The sequence below is a fragment of the Pseudomonas sp. FG47 genome (genome assembly GCF_057809115.1).
Genome location: NZ_JBMDJI010000011.1, coordinates 74,488 through 95,693, shown reverse-complemented (window position 1 = coordinate 95,693; position 21,206 = coordinate 74,488). Strand labels below are relative to the sequence as shown.

The window sequence follows — 21,206 nt, the reverse complement described above, 5'->3', positions numbered from 1 at the left end:
GGATCCCATTGCAGTACATCCGGCGCCGCAGCGCAAATGAATCAACCTTGCAGTTCGACAGCGGCTGGTGGCGTCGGACGTTCCGGGCGCGACCAGATCCAAAGGTTGCCCAGGGCCATGCCACTGATGGCCAGGAACACCGGCCAGCGGTGTTCGAGGAAGGTCAGCATCAACCCGGCGCACAGCAGCATGCTGATTGTCGCGCTGACCTTGGCGCGGCGCTGGATCACCTTGCCGTTGCGCCAGTTGTACAGGATCGGCCCGAATAGCCGGTGGTTCTCCAGCCAGGCCGACAGGCGCGGCGAGCTGCGGGTGGCGGCCCAGGCGGCAAGCAGGATGAATTCGGTGGTCGGCAGCCCGGGGATGACGATGGCGACCAGGCCGATCCCCAGGCTGACATAGGCCAGGATCGCATACAGCAGGCGGGATACTTTGGAGCGGGCGATTCGGGTCATGGTCTCACTGCAACGGTGCGGCCGCCCGCAGGCGGCCGGGTAAAGCGTATCAGGCCAGCGCCGCGTCGGCCGCATAGGCATGCTTGAGCAGCTCGGTGAAGCGCTCGAAGGCAGCGACCGCGCCACGTTCGGCGGCGGCGTCTTCCTCGGGCGACAATTCCAGGCTGTCGAGAATGCGGGTGAACTGCTTCCAGCCCTCGGCACGGCCACCGGCCGGCTCGCCCAGGTGGCGGGCGCCGAAGGTCTCGGACAGCTCCAGGGCCACGGCGCGCTTGATCAGGAACGCGGCGCCCAGTTTGGAGCCTTCGGAGACGAAGATCCAGCCCAGGGCTTCACCCAGGCTGGGTTTGCCCAGCGCGCCGGCGAAAGGTGCCGGGACTTCGGTGTCCAGGTCGGCCAGGTCCAGGCGGGCCTGCTCGGCGCGGCAGCGCTCGGCGAGGTCGGGGACGATGGCGATCAGCTGTGGGTCGGTGTACAGCGCCTGCAGCTCGGACTGGAACAGGTACTGGGCGACGACGAAGCGGGCGAAGCTCTCGCGGCTGTCGAACGGCTTGTGCGACTTGACCAGGGCGTCCAGCTCGGTGTGCGGAGCGTGGGTCACCTGGTTGAGGTGCTGGGAGCGCAGGGCGGCGCGTTCGGAAGAAGGGGCGGTCATGGGGCATCCTTGGAAAATGGGGCTGTCTAGTGACAAGACGAAAGAGAAGACGCGGAACAGTAAAAAAACCTCACCTGCGAAGTGAAATCATTCTCACCGGGTTTGGCGCAGCGCGCGGCAAGCCTGCTCCCACAGGTGGCCCGAGGGCCGAGGGAGCGGGCTTGCCCCGCGACGACGAGCTCAATCGGTCAGATATCCCACACCAGGTTGATGGCGAAGTTGCGGCCAGGCGCGGTCAGGCGATCGAGGTTGGCCGGTTGGGTGACCGCGGCCTCGCTTACTCCCGTGTTGTTGCCGACGCTCGCGTACTTGCGTACATCGTCCCATTGCCAGTACTTCTTGTCGGTCAGGTTGTACAAGCCGCCGTTGATGGTCAGGTCGTCGCTGATCCGATAGAACCCGGTCAGGTCGAGCACGCCATAGCCTGGGGTGCGGAACTCGGAGCTGGAGCCATCGGGGGCGAAGAACTGAGTGTCGTCCACGCGGTTCTTGCGCTTGACCACTGTCCAGTTCAGTTGGGTGCCGTAGTCCACCTGTTCGTAGCCTAGGCCGAACACCCCGGTCAGCGGATTGACGCTGTTCAGCGGCTGGCCGGTATCGTCGTTACGGCCGTAGGCGTAGGCCACCGAGGCGATCGAGTACAGGCCTTGGGGGGCGCCGAATCGGTCCAGGTTCAGGCGGCCTTTGATCTCCGCGCCCTTGATGGTGGCGTGCTTGATGTTGTTGGCCTGGAAGGTCGAGCCCAGGTTGGAGGACTGCACGGCATCTTCGTTGATGAAGTCGCGGTACTTGTTGTAGAAGACCGCCACGTCGAAGTTGCCGGCGTCGAAGTTACCGCGCAGGCCGGTTTCGTAGCTTTTGCTTTTTTCCGGCTCCAGGTTCGAGTTGGGCTCGACCACGTAGCCGCCGGCGAGGTTCTCGAAGCGTCCATACAAGGCTTTGGCGGTCGGCGTGCGGAAACCTTCGGCGTATTGGCCGTACCAGGTGTAGTGGTCATCGAAGGCGTAGGTGACGCCAAGCTTGGGCGAGACGCGGTGCCACTTCTTCTCGGAATCATCCACGCGGTTCGCTGGCGCGCTAGCGCCGTTCTGCAGCCCCAGCAGGTAGGCGTCGGTCATGCGCGGGTCGAGCCGGGTGTAGTCGTAGCGAAGGCCGGGCAGGAAGGTCCACTGGTTCCAGCGGATTTCGTCCTGGGCGAACAGGCTATAGGTATCGACGGTCGGGTCCGGGAAGTCGCTCACGCGCGCCTGGGTGTCGTCCGCGCTGACCTGGCCGATCGCGCGGCATGATCCGCCGACATTCAGGCAGGTACCGGTGCCGCTGCGCGAACCGGTGATCTTCTCGTGCTTGAGGGTAGTGCCGTAGGTCAGCAGGTGATCGGTCGCGCCGATGCTGAAGGCTTTGTCCAGTTGCGCGTCGAGCACCCACTGGCGGTCCTTGTAGGTGGTCTGGCGATCCCGGGCGACCTGGCGGCCGCGAGCGAAGTAGAGTTCGTCGGTAGTTTGGTCGGTCTTGGCGATCTGGTAGTTCAGGCTCCACTTCATGTTGTCGGCCAGCAGGCTGTCCAGCCCGAACTCATGATTGATGCCGAAGCGCTCACGGGTGACGGTATCGTTGCCCTGGCGTGCACGGTAGGCGTTCATCGCCGGGAAACCGGGAACGAACGGCCCGCCAACGGCGCTCAGGACGTTCTGGTCGCGGTCGTCCTTGTAGCGCTCGTACGTCAGCCCCAGGCGCGCGTCATCGGCGTAGTTCCAACCCATCTTGGCCAGGACGTTGGTGGTGCGGACATCCTCGGGGTTGGCCTCGCTGCGGGCAAGGCCGGTACCGCCGTGCTCACCATAGGCGTCGGTCTCGTGGCCGTTGCGCTGGCTCAGGTGCAGCAAGCCGTCGAAATCACCGTGGCGGCCTGCGACGGTGGCCGACGTGAGCCAGCTTTCGTCGGCCGAGCTGTAGCCGGTTTTCAAGCGCGCGCCAACATCCTTGCCGGGTTTGATGATGTCCTCGGGATCGAGGGTGAAGTAGCTGACCGCGCCGCCGATGGCATTGCTGCCGTACAGGACCGAAGCCGGACCACGCAGGATCTCCACGCGCTTGACGATCTCGGGGTCGACGTAGTTGCGCTGGGTCTGGGCATAGGGCCCGTAGAAGAAGCTGTCGGGTACCGACACGCCGTCAACCTGGGTCAGCACCCGGTCGCCGTCGATGCCACGGATGTTGTAACCGTTCAAGCCGCTACGCTGGCCGGTGCCGGATACCGACACGCCGGGCTCGTAGCGCACCAGTTGCTTGATGTCGTTGACGTTCTGCCGGTCCAGTTGCTCGCGGGTCTGCACGCTGACGCTGCTTGGCACCTGGCTGACGTCCTGGGCGCTGCGGGTGGCGCTAACAGTTACCTGCTGCAGGGCGATGACGTTGCTCGCCGCCTGGCGTTCGAGCACCACATTGGCGTTGCCGATCTTCCGATAGCCCAGGCCGGTGCCGCGCAACAGGCGCTGCAACGCCGCTTCCGGCGCCAGTGCGCCCTGTACGCCGGGCGAGGCTATGCCGTCGGCTAGCTCGGCGCTGAAGCCCACCTGCCAGCCGGTGACCTTGCTGAAGGCATTGATCGCTTCGACCAGCGGCTGCTGGCCGATGGCGAAGCGGTAGTCGCCCATGCGCGGGCTGCTGGCCTGGGCCGGCTCCACGGCCAGGGCCGGCAGGCTGCAGGCGCCGCTGGCGAGCAAGGCCAGGGTCAACAGGGACAATTGCCCGCGGCGGCGGGAAGAAGAGGACGGGCGGGTTTGACCTGTGGGCATCGAGAGCGCTCCCTGTCGCGCGAAGTGTTATAGGCAGTGGCTGTTCTCGTTTTCGAACGAGAATCAATCGTATTGGCTATAACGAGACGGGCCAGGGCAGGCGATCGCGTAAAAAAACTTTTGCGTCAGTTGAGAATGACCAGTGCCGGGTATTCGTGCAGCTGTGCCGAAGTGATGTGGGCGAGGGCACGCAGGGTTTCCAGCGGCTGGTCGAGGCGGTAGTTGCCGGTGACCGCGACCTGCTCCAGGTGCGCGTTGCGGCTGATGATCCAGCCGGGGTAGTAGCGGCGTACCTCGGCGAGCACCTGGCTCAGCGGGCAGTTCTCGAATACCAGGCGGCCCTCGACCCAGGCCAGGTCCTTGTGCAGGTCGGGACGCTGGGGCTGGCTGAAACCCTGGGGGCCGACGCTAATGCTGTCGCCGGCGCGCAGGCGGATGCGCTGGTCGCTTGCGCCTTGCAGGTCGACATCGCCGCGCTGCACGCGTACCTGGGCCTCGCCGTCGAGGTAGCGCACGGCGAAATCGGTGTCGCGCACGCTGGCGCGCAACGGCCCGGCCTGCACCTCAAGCGCTGGCTGGCTGCTGGCCGGCACCTGGAAATACGCCTCGCCTTGCAACAGCCGGGCGACCTGGCGGCCATCGCGCACATCGCTGGCGAAGGCCGAGTTGGTGTTGAGCAACACCTGGGCGCCATCGTCCAGTTGCAGGCGCTGGCGTTCGCCGACCACGGTCAGGTGGTCGGCCTGCAAGCGCACTGGCAGGTTGCCGAAGGTGAACAGCCCGACCAGCAGCACGGCGGCGCTGGCCAGCGGTTTCCAGTGGCTGCGCAGGCGCCCGCCCAGCGAACGCTTGCGCTGCTGGTGCAACTGGCCGGCGGCCTGGCGCAACGCAGCGCCGTTCCATAGCGCTTCGGCCTCGACATAGGCTTCGGCGTTTTCGGCATTGGCGCCGAGCCACTGCTCGAAGGCTTGGGTGTCGTCGGGGTCGGCACATTGCAGGCGGATCAACCAGTCCAGCGCTTCTTCGCGGGCACGGGCGCGAGCGTCGGGCGCGGCGGCTGTCGGGCGAGGCGGGGACGGGTCGGTCACGGGGGATCCTTGCGGGGTGCGTTTTTTGCGCATGATCTGCGCAGGCCTGGCGCATGGCAAGAGCTTTGCGCACGTCAGCGGCGAGCGGTCGCATCACTGGTGACGGTCGGCCACGCCCATGCAGATGGCCATGATCAGTTTCAGTTCCTTCTGCACCGTACTGGCCGAAACCTGCAACTGCTCGGCAATTTCCAGGTAGCTGGCGCCATGCAGGCGGCTGAGGATGAAGATGCGTTGCTGGCGTTGGCTGAGCTGGCCCAGGCTCACGCTCAGGTGCTTGAGCAATTGCTCGGCGTGGGCGGCGTCCTCGCTGCTGCCCACGGGGGCGGCGATGTTGTGCAGCACCTGGTCGGGCACGTCGTCGACCAGGGTGCGGGCCTGCACCCGGCGTGCGCGCAGGTGGTCCAGCGCGAGGTTGCGCGCGGTCTGGAAGACGAACGGCTCGAGGTGCTCGATGGGGCGCTCGCCCAAGGCGCGGGTCACCCGCAGGTAGGTTTCCTGCAGCAGGTCCTCGGCCGTACTGGGGTTGCCCACCATGCGCTGCAAGGTACGCAGCAGGCTGAGGCGCTGGACGAGGAAAACTGAGTTGAACCGGGACTGACTCACGGGGAAACCTGGCCGCTGTGGGGTGAATGATAATGCTTATCATCCATGCCTCGGGTCAAGCGTGGAAATGTCACGAGCAGGTAAATATTGCAACCAACGCGATCCCTGTAGGAGCGGTCTTGTGCCGCGACAGGGCTGCATAGCAGCCCCAGGATTTCAGCTACGCAGCTTTTATTGCCGGGGCCGCTTTGCGGCCCTTTCGCGGCACAAGGCCGCTCCTTCAGGGGACACGCAAGCATTCACCTGGCGTTGAACAGCGCCAGGCAGTTGTCGAGCATGCGGTTGGAGAAGCCCCATTCGTTGTCGTACCAGGCCAGCACCTTGAGCATGCGCCCGTTGGCGCGGGTATGGTTGGCGTCGAAGATCGACGATAGCGGGTTGTGGTTGAAGTCGCACGAGACCAGCGGCAGGGTGTTATAGCCCAGCACCCGCGAATGGCGGCTGGCCTCGAGGAACAGCTGGTTGACTTCCTCGGCGCTGGTTTCGCGTTGCAGGTTGACGGTGAGGTCGACCAGCGACACGTTGATCACTGGCACCCGTACGGCCATGCCGGTGAGCTTGCCGGCCAGTTCCGGCAATACCAGGCCGACGGCCTCGGCGGCGCCGGTCTTGCTCGGGATCATCGATTGGGTGGCCGAGCGGGCGCGGTAGGGGTCGCCGTGGTAGACGTCGGTGAGCACCTGGTCGTTGGTGTAGGCGTGGATGGTGGTCATCAGCCCCTGCTCGATGCCGAACTCGCGGTGCAGCACCTGGGCGATCGGCGCCAGGCAGTTGGTGGTGCACGAGGCGTTGGAGATGATCTGGTGCGAGGCGCGCAGCACATCGTGGTTGACCCCGTAGACCACGGTGGCGTCGACCCCCTTGGCCGGGGCGCTGACGATCACCTTGCCGGCCCCGGCGCTCAGGTGCGCGGCGGCCTTGGCGCGTTCGGTGAACAGCCCGGTGCATTCGAACACCACGTCGATGGCCAAGGTTTTCCAGGGCAGCTCGGCAGGGTTGCGGATGGCGCTGACGGCGATGCGGTCGCCATTGACGGTGAGGCTTTCGTGGTCGGCCTCGACAGCGGCGTCGAAGGTGCCGTGGACGCTGTCGTACTTGAGCAGGTGGGCGTTCATCGCGCTGTCGCCCAGGTCGTTGATGGCGACGACCTGCAGGTCCTGGCGGTAGCCCTGCGTGTACAGTGCGCGCAGGACGTTGCGTCCGATGCGGCCGAATCCGTTGATGGCGATGCGTAGGGTCATGGTATTACCTCTGGCAGTCGGGTGAAGCCTGTGGCACAAAGGACAGCTTCACTGAAACGGTTTTGTTGTTGGAATTACAAGATTATTCACCGAGAGATAGAAAACAAGCCTTTTTGCTGGCAGTATTTTGTTTAAACATACAACGAGTGGTTGGGTTGTCTCCTTCTCGAGCGGTGCTGGCGCCTTTTCCTAGAGACTAGGTCGCAATCGTTTGGAGGGAAAATGCCCCAGTAAGCCGCCCCACAGTTAGCCTGGAGTCCAGTACATGCATCCGCGCATCCTTGAGGTTACCGAACGGCTGATCGCCCGCAGCCGCCGTACCCGTGAACGCTACCTTGAGCTGATCCGTGGGGCGGCCAGTGACGGACCCATGCGCGCCCAGTTGCAGTGCGCCAACTTCGCCCATGGCGTGGCCGGCTGCGGTGGGGACGACAAGCAGACCCTGCGGCTGATGAACGCCGCCAACGTGGCCATCGTCTCGGCCTATAACGACATGCTCTCGGCGCACCAGCCGTACCAGCACTTCCCCGAACAGATCAAACAGGCGCTGCGCGAAGTCGGTTCGGTCGGCCAGTTCGCCGGCGGCGTGCCGGCCATGTGCGACGGCGTCACCCAGGGCGAGCCGGGCATGGAGCTGGCCATCGCCAGCCGTGAAGTGATCGCCATGTCCACTGCCATCGCGCTGTCGCACAACATGTTCGACGCCGCGCTGATGCTGGGCATCTGCGACAAGATCGTGCCCGGCCTGATGATGGGCGCCCTGCGCTTCGGCCATCTGCCCACCGTGTTCGTGCCGGGCGGGCCGATGGTCTCCGGCATTTCCAACAAGGAAAAGGCCGATGTGCGCCAGCGCTACGCCGAGGGCAAGGCGAGTCGCGAGGAATTGCTCGAATCGGAAATGAAGAGCTACCACGGCCCAGGCACCTGCACCTTCTACGGCACTGCCAACACCAACCAACTGGTGATGGAGGTGATGGGCTTGCATCTGCCGGGCGCCTCGTTCGTCAATCCCTACACGCCGCTGCGCGATGCCCTTACCGTCGAGGCTGCGCGCCAGGTCACGCGCATGACCAAGGCCAGTGGCAGTTTCATGCCCATTGGCGAGATCGTCGACGAGAAGGCGCTGGTCAACTCGATCGTCGCCCTGCACGCCACTGGCGGCTCGACCAACCATACCCTGCACATCCCGGCCATCGCCCAGGCCGCCGGCATCCAGCTGACCTGGCAGGACATGGCCGACCTGTCCGAGGTGGTGCCGACGCTGTCCCACGTCTACCCCAACGGCAAGGCCGACATCAATCACTTCCAGGCCTCTGGCGGGATGGCTTTCCTGATTCGCGAGCTACTCGACGCGGGCCTGTTGCACGAGGACGTCAACACCGTGGCCGGGCATGGCCTGCGCCGCTACACCCAGGAGCCGTTCCTCGAGGATGGCCGCCTGGTCTGGCGCGAAGGGCCGCAGCACAGCCTCGACGAAAGCATCCTGCGCCCGGTGGCGCGGCCGTTCTCCGCCGAGGGCGGTTTGCGGGTAATGGAAGGCAACCTTGGCCGTGGCGTGATGAAGGTTTCCGCCGTGGCGCCCGAGCACCGGGTAGTCGAGGCGCCCGCCCGGGTGTTCCACGACCAGCAGTCGCTGGCCGATGCGTTCAAGGCCGGTGAGCTGGAGCGTGATTTCGTCGCCGTGGTGCGTTTCCAGGGGCCGCGCTGCAACGGCATGCCCGAGTTGCACAAGCTGACGCCGTTCCTCGGCGTGTTGCAGGATCGCGGCTACAAGGTGGCGCTGGTCACCGACGGACGCATGTCTGGCGCCTCGGGCAAGATCCCGGCGGCCATCCACGTCTGCCCGGAGGCTTTCGATGGTGGCCCGCTGGCGCGGGTACGCGATGGTGATATCGTGCGCGTCGATGGTGCCGAAGGCACGCTGCAGATCATGGTCTCGGCCCAGGAGCTGGCCGACCGTGAACTGCCTGCGCCACCCAAGGGTAACGACCTGGGCTGCGGGCGTGAGCTGTTCGGTTTCATGCGTGTGGCGTTCAGTTCCGCCGAGCAAGGCGCGAGCGCCTTCACCTCGGCTCTGGAGAACCTCGAATGAAGGCCTTGCTGGTCGGCGACATCGGCGGCACCAACGCGCGTTTCGCCGTGTGGCGCGACAATGAACTGCAGGCGGTCCAGGTGCTGGCCACCGCCGACTACACCAGCCCCGAACAGGCCATCGAGGCCTACCTGGCCGACCAGGGTATCGCCCGTGGCGGCCTGGCGGCGGTGTGCCTGGCGGTGGCAGGCCCCGTGGACGGCGACGAATTCCGCTTTACCAACAACCACTGGCGCCTGAGCCGCAGCGCGTTCTGCCAGACACTGCAGGTCGATCGCCTGTTGCTGATCAACGATTTTTCCGCGATGGCGCTGGGCATGACCCGCCTGCGCGCAGGCGAATTTCGTGAAGTCTGCGCAGGCCAGCCCGATCCATCGCGCCCGGCGCTGGTGATCGGCCCCGGTACCGGCCTCGGCGTGGGCAGCCTGCTGCGCCACGGTGAGCACTGGCTGGCGCTGCCGGGGGAGGGCGGGCATGTCGACCTGCCGGTGGGCAATGCCCGCGAAGCGGCGATTCACCAGGAAATCCATCGGCAGATCGGCCATGTCAGTGCCGAGACCGTGCTCAGTGGCGGTGGGCTGGTGCGCCTGTACCAGGCCATCTGTGCGCTCGATGGTGCTGCGCCGACGCACAAGACCCCAGCGCAGATCACCGACGCGGCGCTGGCCAACGAGCCACGGGCGCTGGCGGTGGTCGAGCAGTTCTGCCGGTTTCTCGGCCGGGTGGCGGGCAACAATGTGCTCACCCTCGGGGCGCGGGGTGGCGTCTACATTGTCGGTGGCGTGATTCCCCGTTTCGCCGAATTGTTCCTGCGCAGCGGCTTTGCCGCGAGCTTCGCCGACAAGGGCTGCATGAGCGGGTATTTCGCCGGGGTGCCGGTATGGCTGGTGACGGCGGAGTTTTCCGGGTTGCTGGGGGCCGGGGTGGCTCTGCAGCAGGCGCTGGACCTCTAATAGCCGGGGCCGCAAAGCGGTCCCCACAGCAGGCATCAAGATCTGCGTTTACAAAAGGACTGACCATTGTGACCACTGCCGGCAAATCGATCCTGATGGTCGACGACGACCAGGACATCCGCGAACTGCTGCAGACCTACCTCGCCCGCTGCGGCCTGCAGGTGCACGCCGAACCTGACGGCCAGGGCTTTCGCCGCGCCCTGGACGCCAACCCCTACGACCTGGTGATCCTCGACGTGATGCTGCCCGACGAAGACGGCTTCAGCCTGTGTCGCTGGGTTCGCCAGCACCCGCGCCAGGCGCGGGTGCCGATCATCATGCTTACCGCCAGCTCCGATGAAGCCGACCGGGTCATCGGCCTGGAACTGGGCGCCGATGACTACCTCGGCAAACCCTTCAGCCCGCGTGAGTTGCAGGCGCGGATCAAGGCCTTGTTGCGCCGTGCCGATTTCGGCCAGGCGGCGCCGGCCAGTGCGGTGCTGGCCTTCGATGACTGGCGCCTGGACACGATCAGCCACCGCCTGTTCCACCGCGACGGCGAAGAGGTGATCCTCTCTGGCGCCGACTTCGCCCTGCTCAAACTGTTTCTCGACCACCCGCAGCAGATCCTCGACCGCGACACCATCGGCAACGCCACCCGGGGCCGCGAGCCGATGCCGCTGGACCGTATCGTCGACATGGCGGTCAGCCGCCTGCGCCAGCGCCTGCGCGACACGGAAAAACCACCCCGGCTGATCCGCACCGTGCGTGGCAGCGGCTACCTGCTGGCGGCCAATGTCTGCCCGGCCTGACGAGCGTCGCTGGCGCCTGCTGCCGCGCTCGCTGCTGGGGCGCATGCTGCTGCTTACCTTGCTGGTGGTGTTGCTGGCCCAGGGCCTGTCCAGCGTGATCTGGGTCGCGCAGTTGCGCGCCAGCCAGCTGCAGGGCCTGCGCGCCAGCGCCAGCAGCCTCGCGCATTCGATGAGTGCCAGTGTCAGTTACTTCCGCTCGCTGCCGGTGGCCTACCGGCCCATGGTGCTGGACCAGTTGCGCAGCATGGGCGGCACGCGCTTCTTCGTCTCGCTCAACGTCAAACCGCTGGAAATGCCGGTGTTGCCGATCACCCCGCGCAAGCAGGCGGTGATCGACGTATTCCAGGAGGTGCTGCACGAGCGCCTTGGCCAGCAGATGGAGATCTCCGTGGAGTTCGTCAGCCCCGACGATCTGCGCATCTTCAACAGCGGCCTGAAACTCGATGAGCTGCCCCGCTCCTGGGCGCACTATTCGCTCACCCTCGAGCCGCTCAACCCGCCGGTGCTGGTGACCCAGATCCGCCTCGGCGAGGGCGAGTGGCTGTACATCGCCTCGCTGCTGCCCGAGCCCTACACCAGCCTCGAGGCCGAACGCCTGCCGCGTCAGCAGATCGGCTTCATTGCCCTGACCACCGTGCTGTTGCTGCTGTTCATCGGCCTGCTGGTGCACTGGCAGAGCCGACCGCTCAAGCGCCTGGCACGGGCGGCGCGGGAAATGTCGCTGGGCGCCGACGTGGCCCCGGTGGCCGAAGGCGGCGGCAGCGAGGTGGTCGAGGTGGGGCGGGCGTTCAACAGCATGCGTGAACGGATCAGCCGCTACCTGACCGAGCGTTCGCAGCTGTTCAGCGCCATTTCCCATGACCTGCGCACACCGATCACGCGCCTGCGCCTGCGCGTGGAACTGCTCGAGGACGAAAAGCTGCAGGCCAAGTTCAGCCGCGATCTCGACGAGCTGGAGCTGCTGGTCAAGGGCGCGCTGCAATGCGTCAAGGACACCGATATCCACGAGAACATCGAGCCGATCGATCTCAACCAGGTGCTGGAGATGCTGGCCGAGCCTTATCTCGGCGATGGGCGCATCACCGTGGAGGGGCAGGCATTGGCACCGTACCCCGGCAAATCGCTGGCGTTGCGCCGCTGCATCGGCAACCTGATCGACAACGCCATCAAGTACGGCGAGCGCGCGCAGCTGCGTATCATCGATACCGCCGAGAGCTTCGTGCTGCAGGTGGACGACCAGGGGCCGGGGGTGCCGGAACAGCGCCTGGAACAGGTATTCGAACCGCACTTCCGCCTGGCCGGGCAGCAGCAGGGCTATGGGTTGGGGCTGGGGATCGCGCGCAACATCGCTCACAGCCATGGTGGCGAGGTGAGCCTGGTCAACCTGCGTGAAGGGGGATTGCGGGTGACCTTGTACCTGCCGCGTACAGCCGAATGAGCCCTTGCCCCGCGATAAAGACTTGGATGTAACGATGTGGTGACAATCGAGTCGGTCTTCGTGACATGCCAGCCAGGACGGCTGACTAGAATCGGCTGACAACAACAAGGAAGACCTCGCCCATGGCCAACCGCTGGATCGACTCCCCGACACACCATGCATGGCTCGACGCCGAGGCCCTGCGCCTGCTCGCCTTCGCCAGGGCCTCGCGCCTGCCCCAAGGTTTCGGCAACCTCGATGACCAGGGCCGGCTGCCCCGTGGGGCCCTGGCCGAAACCATGAACACCGCGCGCATGAGCCACAGCTTCGCCCTGGCGCATATCCAGGGTGTTCCGGGTTGCCGCGAGCTGGTCGAACATGGCATCGGCGCCCTGCAAGGCCCGTTGCGCGACCTGGAGCATGACGGCTGGTACGCGCAGCCCGAAGGTCATGGCGACACCGGCAAGGCCGCCTACCTGCATGCCTTCGTCGCCCTTGCCGCCAGCTCGGCGGTGGTGGCGGGCATCAGCCAGGCGTCGGCGTTGCTGGAGGCGGTCACCCAGGTCATCGAGCAGCGCTTCTGGTGCGAAGAGGAGGGCGCCCTGCGCGAGTCGTTCTCCCGCGACTGGCTGCACGCGGAGGCCTACCGGGGCGCCAACAGCAACATGCACGGCGTCGAGGCCTTCCTCGCCCTGGCCGACGTCACCTGCGACACGCAGTGGTTGCTGCGCGCCCAACGGATCGTCGAGCGCTTGGTCCTGGCCCGCGCCGCCGACGACAGTATGCGCGTCACGGAGCATTTCGATGCGCAGTGGCAGGCGCTCCCCGACTACAACCGCGAAAACCCCGCCGATGGCTTCCGTCCCTACGGGACCACGCCGGGCCACGCCTTCGAATGGGCGCGCCTGTTACTGCACCTGGAGGCGGCCCTGCAAAGGGCGCGACTGCCTGCGCCCGCGTCCTTGCTGCCAGCCGCCCGGAGCCTGTTCGACAGCGCCTGTCGCCACGCCTGGCAGGCAGATGGCATGCAGGGGCTGGTCTACACCCTGGACTGGCACGATCGCCCGGTGGTGCGCGAGCGCCTGCACTGGGTGCATGCCGAGGCCTGTGCCACTGCCGCGGCGCTGTTGCGACGTACCGGTGAAGCCCAGTACGAACACTGGTACCGCTGCTTCTGGGACTTCATCGCCAGCCACTTCATCGACCGCGCCCACGGCGGCTGGCACCACGAACTCGACCCGGCCCTGCTGCCCAGTGCGCGCATCTGGGGCGGCAAGCCTGACCTCTACCACGCCTACCAGGCCCTGCTGCTGCCACGCCTGCCGCTGGCGCCGAGCCTGGCCACGGCTCTGGCTTTGTAACCAGACGATGACATTCGCGCATCCGTTCGTTACCTGGCGCCGGGCGCGAGCTCCCTACACTCCATGCCATGCAAGCGACAGTCTTGCCTCGCATAACAACAAGAAAGGTAATCCCATGCATCCGACGCTTCGTCTCGCCGCCGCGATCTCCTTCGCTTCCCTGTTCTCCCTCAGTGCCCAGGCCGCCGATTCCAAAGGCAGCGTGGAAGTCGTCCATTGGTGGACCTCCGGCGGCGAGAAGGCCGCGGTCGACGTGCTCAAGGCGCAGGTCGAGAAGGACGGCTTCACCTGGAAGGGCGGCGGGGGGGGTGGGGGGGGGGCCGCCCCCCCCATGACCGTGCTCAAGAGCCGCGCCGTGGCCGGCAACCCGCCCGGGGTCGCGCAGATCAAGGGCCCGGATATCCAGGACTGGGCCGCCACCGGGCTGCTCGATCCCGACGTGCTCAAGGGCGTGGCCAAGGACGAGAAATGGGACGGCCTGCTCGACAAGAAAGTCGCCGACACCGTGAAGTACGACGGCGACTACGTGGCCGTGCCGGTGAACATCCACCGTATCAACTGGCTGTGGATCAACCCGGAAGTGTTCAAGAAGGCCGGTATCGACAAGGCTCCGACTACCCTCGATGAATTCTACGCCGCCGCCGACAAGCTCAAGGCCGCCGGTTTCATCCCACTGGCCCACGGTGGCCAACCATGGCAGGACAGCACCGTGTTCGAGAATGTGGTGCTCTCGGTGATGGGCGTCGAGGGGTACAAGAAGGCCCTGGTCGAGCTGGACGAAAAGGCCCTGACCGGCCCCGAGATGGTCAAGGCGCTCAGCGAGCTGAAGAAGGTCGCCACCTACATGGACCCTGACGGCAAGGGCCAGGACTGGAACCTTGAAGCGGCCAAGGTCATCAACGGCAAGGCCGGCATGCAGATCATGGGCGACTGGGCCAAGAGCGAATGGACCCTGGCGAAGAAGACCGCCGGCAAGGACTACCAGTGCGTGGCCTTCCCAGGCACCGACCAGGCCTTCCTCTACAACATCGACTCGCTGGTGGTGTTCAAGCAGAAGGACAAGGGTACCGCGGCAGGCCAGCAGGACATCGCCCGCAAGGTCCTGGGCGAGGACTTCCAGAAGGTCTTCAGCATCAACAAGGGCTCGATCCCGGTGCGTAACGACATGCTCGCCGACATGGGCAAGTACGGCTTCGACAGCTGTGCCCAGACGGCAGCCAAGGACTTCCTGGCCGACGCCAAGTCCGGCGGCCTGCAACCGAGCATGGCGCACAACATGGCCACCACCCTGGCGGTACAGGGGGCGTTCTTCGATGTGGTGACCAACTACATCAACGATCCCAAGGCCGATCCGGCCGACGCGGCGAAGAAGCTGGCCGCAGCCGTCAACGCCGCCAAGTAAGGATCTGACGGCCCTATCGCCGGCAAGCCGGCTCCCACAGGTACAGTGATCAGCCTGAGCACACCTGTACCTGTGGGAGCTGGCTTGCCAGCGATGAGGCGCGTGCAGGCAATCTCGCATCGGGAACCCAGATCATGACCACAGCAACCGCCCGCCTGCGGGCCTCACCCCTGGACGCGCTGCAGCGCTGGCTGCCGAAACTGGTGCTGGCGCCGAGCATGTTCATCGTCCTGGTGGGTTTCTACGGCTACATCCTGTGGACCTTCGTCCTCTCGTTCACCACCTCGACCTTCCTGCCCACCTACAAGTGGGCAGGCCTGGCGCAGTACGCCCGGCTGTTCGACAACGACCGCTGGTGGGTGGCGAGCAAGAACCTGCTGCTGTTCGGCGGGCTGTTCATCGGCATCACCCTGGCCATCGGCGTGTTCCTTGCCGTGCTGCTCGACCAGCGCATCCGCCGCGAAGGCTTCATCCGCACCATCTACCTGTACCCCATGGCGCTGTCGATGATCGTCACCGGTACCGCCTGGAAGTGGCTGCTCAACCCCGGCATGGGCCTGGACAAGCTGCTGCGTGACTGGGGCTGGGAAGGCTTTCGCCTGGACTGGCTGATCGACCCCGACCGGGTGGTCTACTGCCTGGTGATCGCGGCCGTGTGGCAGGCCTCGGGCTTCATCATGGCGATGTTCCTCGCCGGCCTGCGCGGCGTCGACCAGTCGATCATCCGCGCCGCCCAGCTCGATGGCGCCAGCCTGCCGCGCATCTACTGGACCGTGGTGCTGCCCAGCCTGCGCCCGGTGTTCTTCAGCTCGCTGATGATCCTCGCGCACATCGCGATCAAGAGCTTCGACCTGGTCGCGGCGATGACCGCGGGCGGGCCGGGCTACTCCTCGGACCTGCCGGCGATGTTCATGTATTCGTTCACCTTCAGCCGTGGGCAGATGGGCATGGGCTCGGCCAGCGCCATCCTCATGCTGGGCGCGATCCTGGCGATCATCGTCCCCTACCTGTACTCCGAACTGCGGGGCAAACGCCATGACTAGTCCTGTCGACAAACCCGCGCTGAACCTCAGCCGCATCGCCATCCACGCGGTGCTGCTGCTGGCGGTGCTGCTGTACCTGGTGCCACTGGTGGTCATGCTGCTGACCAGCTTCAAGACCCCCGAGGACATCGGCAGCGGCAACCTGCTGAGCTGGCCGGCGGCGTTCAGCGGCATCGGCTGGGCCAAGGCCTGGGCCACGGTCAACGGCTACTTCCTCAACTCGATCCTGATCACCGTGCCGGCGGTGCTGATCTCCACGGCCATCGGCGCGCTCAACGGCTATGTGCTGTCGATGTGGCGCTTCCGTGGCTCGCAGCTGTTCTTCGGCCTGCTGCTGTTCGGCTGCTTCCTGCCGTTCCAGACCGTGCTGCTGCCGGCCTCGTTCACCCTCGGCAAGCTCGGCCTGGCCAGCACCACCAGCGGCCTGGTGCTGGTGCATGTGGTGTACGGCCTGGCCTTCACCACATTGTTCTTCCGTAACTACTACGTGAGCATCCCCGAGGCGCTGGTCAAGGCCGCGCGCCTGGACGGCGCCGGGTTCTTCACCATCTTCGGGCGGATCATCCTGCCGATGTCGACGCCGATCATCATGGTCTGCCTGATCTGGCAGTTCACCCAGATCTGGAACGACTTCCTGTTCGGCGTGGTGTTCTCCAGCGGCGACTCGCAACCGATCACCGTGGCCTTGAACAACCTGGTCAACACCAGCACCGGGGCCAAGGAATACAACGTCGACATGGCCGCGGCGATGATCGCCGGGCTGCCGACGCTGCTGGTCTACGTGATTGCGGGCAAGTATTTCGTGCGCGGGCTGACCGCCGGCGCGGTCAAGGGGTAAGTCATGGCAACACTCGAGCTTCGCAATGTGCACAAGACCTACGGCGCGGGCCTGCCGGACACGCTCAAGGATATCCAGCTGGCGATCAAGGACGGCGAGTTCCTGATCCTGGTCGGGCCCTCGGGCTGCGGCAAGTCGACGCTGATGAACTGCATCGCCGGCCTGGAAAGCATCAGCGGCGGGGCGATCCTCATCGACGACGAGGACGTCAGCGGCATGAGCCCCAAGGATCGCGACATCGCCATGGTGTTCCAGTCCTACGCGCTGTACCCGACCATGAACGTGCGCGACAACATCGCCTTTGGCCTGAAGATCCGCAAGCTGCCCCAGGCGGCCATCGACGAAGAGGTGGCGCGGGTCGCCAAGCTGCTGCAGATCGAGCACCTGCTGGGGCGCAAGCCCGGGCAGCTGTCCGGCGGCCAGCAGCAGCGCGTGGCCATGGGCCGGGCGCTGGCGCGGCGGCCGAAGATCTACCTGTTCGATGAACCGCTGTCGAACCTCGACGCCAAGCTGCGGGTGGAGATGCGCACCGAGATCAAGCTGATGCACCAGCGGCTGAAGACCACCACGGTGTATGTCACCCATGACCAGATCGAGGCCATGACCCTGGGCGACAAGGTGGCGGTGATGAAGGACGGCATCATCCAGCAGTTCGGCACCCCGCAGCAGATCTATAACGACCCGGCCAACCTGTTCGTCGCCAGCTTCATCGGTTCGCCGCCGATGAACTTCATCCCGGTGCGCCTGAGCCGCCAGGAAGGCCGGGTGCTGGCCCTGCTCGACAGCGGCCAGGCGCGCTGCGAGCTGCCGCTGGGCGTGGCGGCGGATGAGCTGGAGGGGCGTGAGGTGATCCTTGGCGTGCGTCCGGAGCAGATCAGCCTGGGCACGGCGCAGGGCAATGGCCTGCCGGGTATCCGCGCCGAGGTGCAGGTTACCGAGCCCACCGGGCCGGACCTGCTGGTGTTCGTCACCCTCAACCAGACCAAGGTCTGCTGTCGCCTGGCGCCCGATGTGGCATGCCAGGTCGGTGACAGCCTCAACCTGCAATTTGACCCGGCACGGGTGCTGCTGTTCGACGCAGCCAGTGGCGAACGCCTGGATCTGAGGGCCGATGACAATGCGGTGAAGGACAACGTGGCTCGCTTCAAGGGCCGTTGAATCGTCTACAACAATGCATAACAAGAAAAGAGGACGTTAAGGGATGGAACAGCGCAATCGCATCACAACCCTGGGCTCGCTGGCGCTGCTGGCGGTGGTCGGCAGCAGCGGGGCCCAGGCCGCCGAGGCTTTCTCGTCGGAGTCCAAATGGATGACCGGCGACTGGGGCGGCACCCGCACCGAGCTGCTGGAGAAGGGCTACGACTTCACCCTCGACTATGTGGGGGAGGTGGCTGGCAATCTGCACGGCGGCTACAACGATGACAAGACAGCCCGCTACAGCGACCAGTTCGCCCTGGGCGCGCACCTGGACCTGGAGAAGATCTTCGGCTGGAAGGACACCGAGTTCAAGCTGGCAATCACCGAACGTAGCGGCCGCAACCTGTCCAACGACCGCATCAGCGACCCACGTGCCGGGCAGTTCAGCTCGGTGCAAGAGGTCTGGGGCCGTGGCCAGACCTGGCGCCTGACCCAGATGTGGATCAAGCAGAAGTACTTCGATGGGGCCCTGGATGTGAAATTCGGCCGCTTCGGCGAGGGCGAGGACTTCAACAGCTTCCCCTGCGACTTCCAGAACCTGGCGTTCTGCGGCTCGCAGGTAGGCAACTGGGTTGGCGGCATCTGGTACAACTGGCCGGTCAGCCAGTGGGCGCTGCGGGTCAAGTACAACATCACCCCGGAATTCTTCGTCCAGGTCGGCGCCTTCGAGCAGAACCCGTCGAACCTGGAGACCGGCAACGGCTTCAAGCTCAGCGGTAGCGGCACCAAGGGCGCGATCCTGCCGGTGGAGGCGGTGTGGTCGCCCAAGGTCAACGGCCTGCCCGGCGAGTACCGCTTGGGTTACTACTACAGCACCGCCAAGGCCGACGACGTGTACGACGACGTCAACGGCAACCCGCAGGCGCTGACCGGAGCGGCGTTCAAGTCGCGCTCCAGCAAGCATGGCTGGTGGGTGGTGGCGCAGCAGCAAGTCACCGCCCAGGCCGGCGACGTCAACCGCGGCCTGAGCCTGTTCGCCAACTTCACCGTGCACGACAAGGCCACCAACGTGGTCGACAACTACCAGCAGGTCGGCCTGGTCTACAAGGGCGCCTTCGATGCCCGGCCCAAGGACGACATCGGTTTCGGCATCGCCCGTATCCACGTCAACGACGACGTGAAGAAGCGTGCCGAACTGCTCAACGCCCAGTCCGGCATCAACGACTACGACAACCCAGGCTTCGTGCCGCTGCAACGCACTGAATACAACGCCGAGCTCTACTACGGCTTCCATGTCACCAACTGGCTGACCGTGCGCCCCAACCTGCAGTACATCAAGAGCCCAGGCGGGGTCGACGAGGTGGACAACGCGCTGGTCGCGGGCTTGAAGATTCAGTCGTCATTCTGAGAAAAATTGTTGTAAATTTACGCCATCCATTTGGCCTCCCACTCACCACTGGTCAGCAGTGGTGAGTGGGACCAGGCCAAGACAGCGCTATCTCGAACAACAAAAGAGCTTGGAACCATGCCTGAACATCCGCTACATCGCTTCTTCACTGGGCAAAGGCCCCGGCCAACCTTCGAGTGGGAGCGTTACCAGCAGCGCGATGTCCTGATCATCGATCATCCCCGTTGCCAGGCGGTGTTCAGCCGCCAGGGCGGGCAGTTGCTGCATTTCCAGCCGGCCGGTGAAAAGCCCTGGCTGTGGTGCGCCGAGCAATGGCCGCAGGTTGGCGCCATACGTGGCGGCGTGCCGGTATGCTGGCCCTGGTACGGTCGCCATCCCAGCGAGGACCTGTGGCCGGCCCACGGTTGGGCGCGGCTTCTGGACTGGAAGCTGGTCGACAGCCGCGAGGATGAGGAGGGCGTGAGCCTGACCTGGCGCCTGGACCTGTGCGACTGGCAGGTCGACTTGCACGCCCGCCTGGGCGCGAGCATGGAACTGAGCCTCTGCACCGAGCACCAGGACAGCGAGCCCTGTCAGCTGAGCCATGCGCTACTGGCCTATTGGCGCATCAGCGACGTGTCGAAGATAGCGCTGTCTGGGCTCGAGGACATCGACGGCTATGATCGCCTCAATCGGCAGGCCTGCCGCGAAGATGGCGCGCTGACGCTCAAGGGCGGCTGCCAGAAGGTCTACCCGGGCACGCCGCGGGTGCAGTTGCAGGATCCGGCCTGGCAGCGTGAGCTGTGCATCGATACCGGAGACAGCGACGACACCGTGGTCTGGCACCCGGGCAACCGGCCATTGATGGGCGTGAGCGGGCGCGAGTGCCAGGGGTTCGTCTGCGTCGAGGTCGCCAGTGGCAGCGATGAGGGCCTCAGCCTGGCCCCGGGCGAGCGGGCACACCTGCGCTTGCAGGCGCACCGGCTCAGCTGAGGTCGTCGTCGGCGACCGGATAGCGGCTGGCGTTGAGGCTTTCCTTGATCTTGCGCAGGTGCGGCTGGAAGTCCACGCCGCGGCGCAGGGTCATGCCGGTGGCCAGCACATCGAGCACGGTGAGCTGGATGATCCGCGAGGTCATCGGCATGTAGATGTCGGTGTCTTCGGGCAGCGGCAGGAACAGGCTCAAGCTGCAGGCCTGGGCCAGCGGCGAGCCGGCGGCGGTGATGCCGAGTACCGAGGCGCCGTTCTCCCGTGCCAGGCGCGCCACCTCGACCAGCTCGCGGGTGCGCCCGGTGTAGGAGATGATCACGAACAGATCACCGGTATGCGCCACCGAGGCCAGCATGCGCTGCATCAGCACATCGGCATGGGCCGTCACCGCCAGGTTGAAGCGGAAGAACTTGTGCTGGGCGTCCAGGGCCACCGGGGCCGAGGCGCCGAGGCCGAAAAAGTGGATCTGCCGGGCCTGGATCATCATGTCCACGGCGCGGCTGACCTGTTGCGGGTCGAGCGCCTGGCAGGCGCTGTCCAGCGAGGCGATGGCGCTGCCGAAGATCTTCTGGGTATAGGCCGCCGGGTCGTCGTCGGCCTCCACCGCGCGGCTGACGTAGGCGGCGCCGCTGGCCAGGCTTTGCGCCAGTTGCAGCTTGAGCTCGGGGTAGCCGCTGACGCCGAACGAGCGGCAGAAGCGGTTGACGGTCGGTTCGCTGACCTTGGCGGCCTGGGCCAGGGCGGCGATGCTGAAGCGGGTGGCCTGTTGCGGGTTGAGCAGGATGACTTCGGCGACTTTGCGCTCGGCCTTGTTCAGCTCGTCGAGGCGGCCCTGGATCTGTTCCAGGAGGTTGCGCACGCGGTCCATGGTGGGTCCTTGGGTCGGGAAGCAAGCTTTTTGCGATGCTGTGTATCCTACTGTCGGTAAGATTGTCACACCACTTGTCTGTAA

General features: G+C 65.5%; 18 protein-coding genes. 11 read left to right on the top strand and 7 right to left on the bottom strand.

The features are described from left to right. Positions 1-41: 41 nt before the first annotated feature. The 6 genes from ACODS5_RS11545 to gap form a co-directional block, all read right to left on the bottom strand. On the bottom strand, positions 42-455 hold the full coding sequence (locus ACODS5_RS11545; RefSeq protein ID WP_489108726.1) for a YbaN family protein: 414 nt from the start codon (positions 453-455) through the stop codon (positions 42-44). Positions 456-504: 49 nt separating this feature from the next. Further along, complete coding sequence (locus ACODS5_RS11540; protein ID WP_489108725.1) at positions 505-1,110, bottom strand: biliverdin-producing heme oxygenase; 606 nt, start codon at positions 1,108-1,110, stop codon at positions 505-507. A 188-nt stretch (positions 1,111-1,298) separates the two neighbouring features. Then, entirely contained in the window at positions 1,299-3,908 is a 2,610-nt protein-coding gene (locus ACODS5_RS11535) for a TonB-dependent receptor (RefSeq protein WP_134691692.1), read from the bottom strand. Between the two features lie 125 nt (positions 3,909-4,033). Beyond that, the gene (locus ACODS5_RS11530) at positions 4,034-4,996 is read right to left on the bottom strand and encodes a FecR family protein (RefSeq protein ID WP_489108724.1); all 963 of its coding nucleotides are present in this window, start codon (positions 4,994-4,996) and stop codon (positions 4,034-4,036) included. Between the two features lie 93 nt (positions 4,997-5,089). Next, positions 5,090-5,602 (bottom strand): RNA polymerase sigma factor, encoded by a 513-nt coding sequence (locus tag ACODS5_RS11525; protein WP_134691690.1) that lies wholly within the window; start codon positions 5,600-5,602, stop codon positions 5,090-5,092. A gap of 239 nt (positions 5,603-5,841) precedes the next feature. After that, positions 5,842-6,843, bottom strand: a complete 1,002-nt coding sequence (gene gap / locus ACODS5_RS11520) for a type I glyceraldehyde-3-phosphate dehydrogenase (RefSeq protein WP_134691689.1) — start codon at positions 6,841-6,843, stop codon at positions 5,842-5,844. 265 nt (positions 6,844-7,108) lie between these two features. Here gap and edd point away from each other — a divergent pair, with 265 nt between their 5' ends. The 11 genes from edd (at position 7,109) to ACODS5_RS11465 (ending at position 20,257) form a co-directional block, all read left to right on the top strand. Further along, positions 7,109-8,935: a phosphogluconate dehydratase gene (edd, locus tag ACODS5_RS11515; protein WP_489108723.1), complete on the top strand. Its 1,827-nt coding sequence runs from the start codon at positions 7,109-7,111 to the stop codon at positions 8,933-8,935. Then, the gene (locus tag ACODS5_RS11510; protein ID WP_489108722.1) at positions 8,932-9,888 is read left to right on the top strand and encodes a glucokinase; all 957 of its coding nucleotides are present in this window, start codon (positions 8,932-8,934) and stop codon (positions 9,886-9,888) included. Before edd ends, ACODS5_RS11510 begins: the two co-directional genes overlap by 4 nt. A gap of 95 nt (positions 9,889-9,983) precedes the next feature. Further along, positions 9,984-10,679: a response regulator gene (locus ACODS5_RS11505; protein ID WP_267967174.1), complete on the top strand. Its 696-nt coding sequence runs from the start codon at positions 9,984-9,986 to the stop codon at positions 10,677-10,679. Then, positions 10,663-12,117, top strand: coding sequence for an ATP-binding protein (locus tag ACODS5_RS11500; RefSeq protein WP_489108721.1), 1,455 nt, complete (start codon positions 10,663-10,665; stop codon positions 12,115-12,117). The genes ACODS5_RS11505 and ACODS5_RS11500 overlap by 17 nt, the downstream gene beginning before the upstream one ends. Positions 12,118-12,239: 122 nt before the next feature. Next, entirely contained in the window at positions 12,240-13,457 is a 1,218-nt protein-coding gene (locus tag ACODS5_RS11495) for a D-mannose isomerase (RefSeq protein ID WP_489108720.1), read from the top strand. A 115-nt stretch (positions 13,458-13,572) separates the two neighbouring features. Further along, positions 13,573-14,859: an ABC transporter substrate-binding protein gene (locus ACODS5_RS11490; RefSeq protein ID WP_489108719.1), complete on the top strand. Its 1,287-nt coding sequence runs from the start codon at positions 13,573-13,575 to the stop codon at positions 14,857-14,859. Between the two features lie 134 nt (positions 14,860-14,993). Further along, complete coding sequence (locus tag ACODS5_RS11485) at positions 14,994-15,902, top strand: carbohydrate ABC transporter permease (RefSeq protein WP_023630395.1); 909 nt, start codon at positions 14,994-14,996, stop codon at positions 15,900-15,902. Beyond that, a complete protein-coding gene (locus tag ACODS5_RS11480; protein WP_489108718.1) occupies positions 15,895-16,740 on the top strand; it encodes a carbohydrate ABC transporter permease in 846 nt (281 codons plus the stop codon). Before ACODS5_RS11485 ends, ACODS5_RS11480 begins: the two co-directional genes overlap by 8 nt. A gap of 3 nt (positions 16,741-16,743) precedes the next feature. Further along, complete coding sequence (locus tag ACODS5_RS11475; RefSeq protein WP_134691683.1) at positions 16,744-17,898, top strand: ABC transporter ATP-binding protein; 1,155 nt, start codon at positions 16,744-16,746, stop codon at positions 17,896-17,898. Positions 17,899-17,941: 43 nt separating this feature from the next. Then, on the top strand, positions 17,942-19,285 hold the full coding sequence (locus tag ACODS5_RS11470; protein WP_134691682.1) for a carbohydrate porin: 1,344 nt from the start codon (positions 17,942-17,944) through the stop codon (positions 19,283-19,285). Positions 19,286-19,402: 117 nt separating this feature from the next. Beyond that, positions 19,403-20,257: a D-hexose-6-phosphate mutarotase gene (locus ACODS5_RS11465; RefSeq protein ID WP_134691681.1), complete on the top strand. Its 855-nt coding sequence runs from the start codon at positions 19,403-19,405 to the stop codon at positions 20,255-20,257. On the opposite strand, the gene hexR is transcribed toward ACODS5_RS11465, so the two are convergent. Continuing rightward, complete coding sequence (gene hexR, locus ACODS5_RS11460) at positions 20,250-21,113, bottom strand: DNA-binding transcriptional regulator HexR (protein WP_218568155.1); 864 nt, start codon at positions 21,111-21,113, stop codon at positions 20,250-20,252. The two genes, ACODS5_RS11465 and hexR, sit on opposite strands and share 8 nt — an antisense overlap. Positions 21,114-21,206 lie beyond the last annotated feature (93 nt).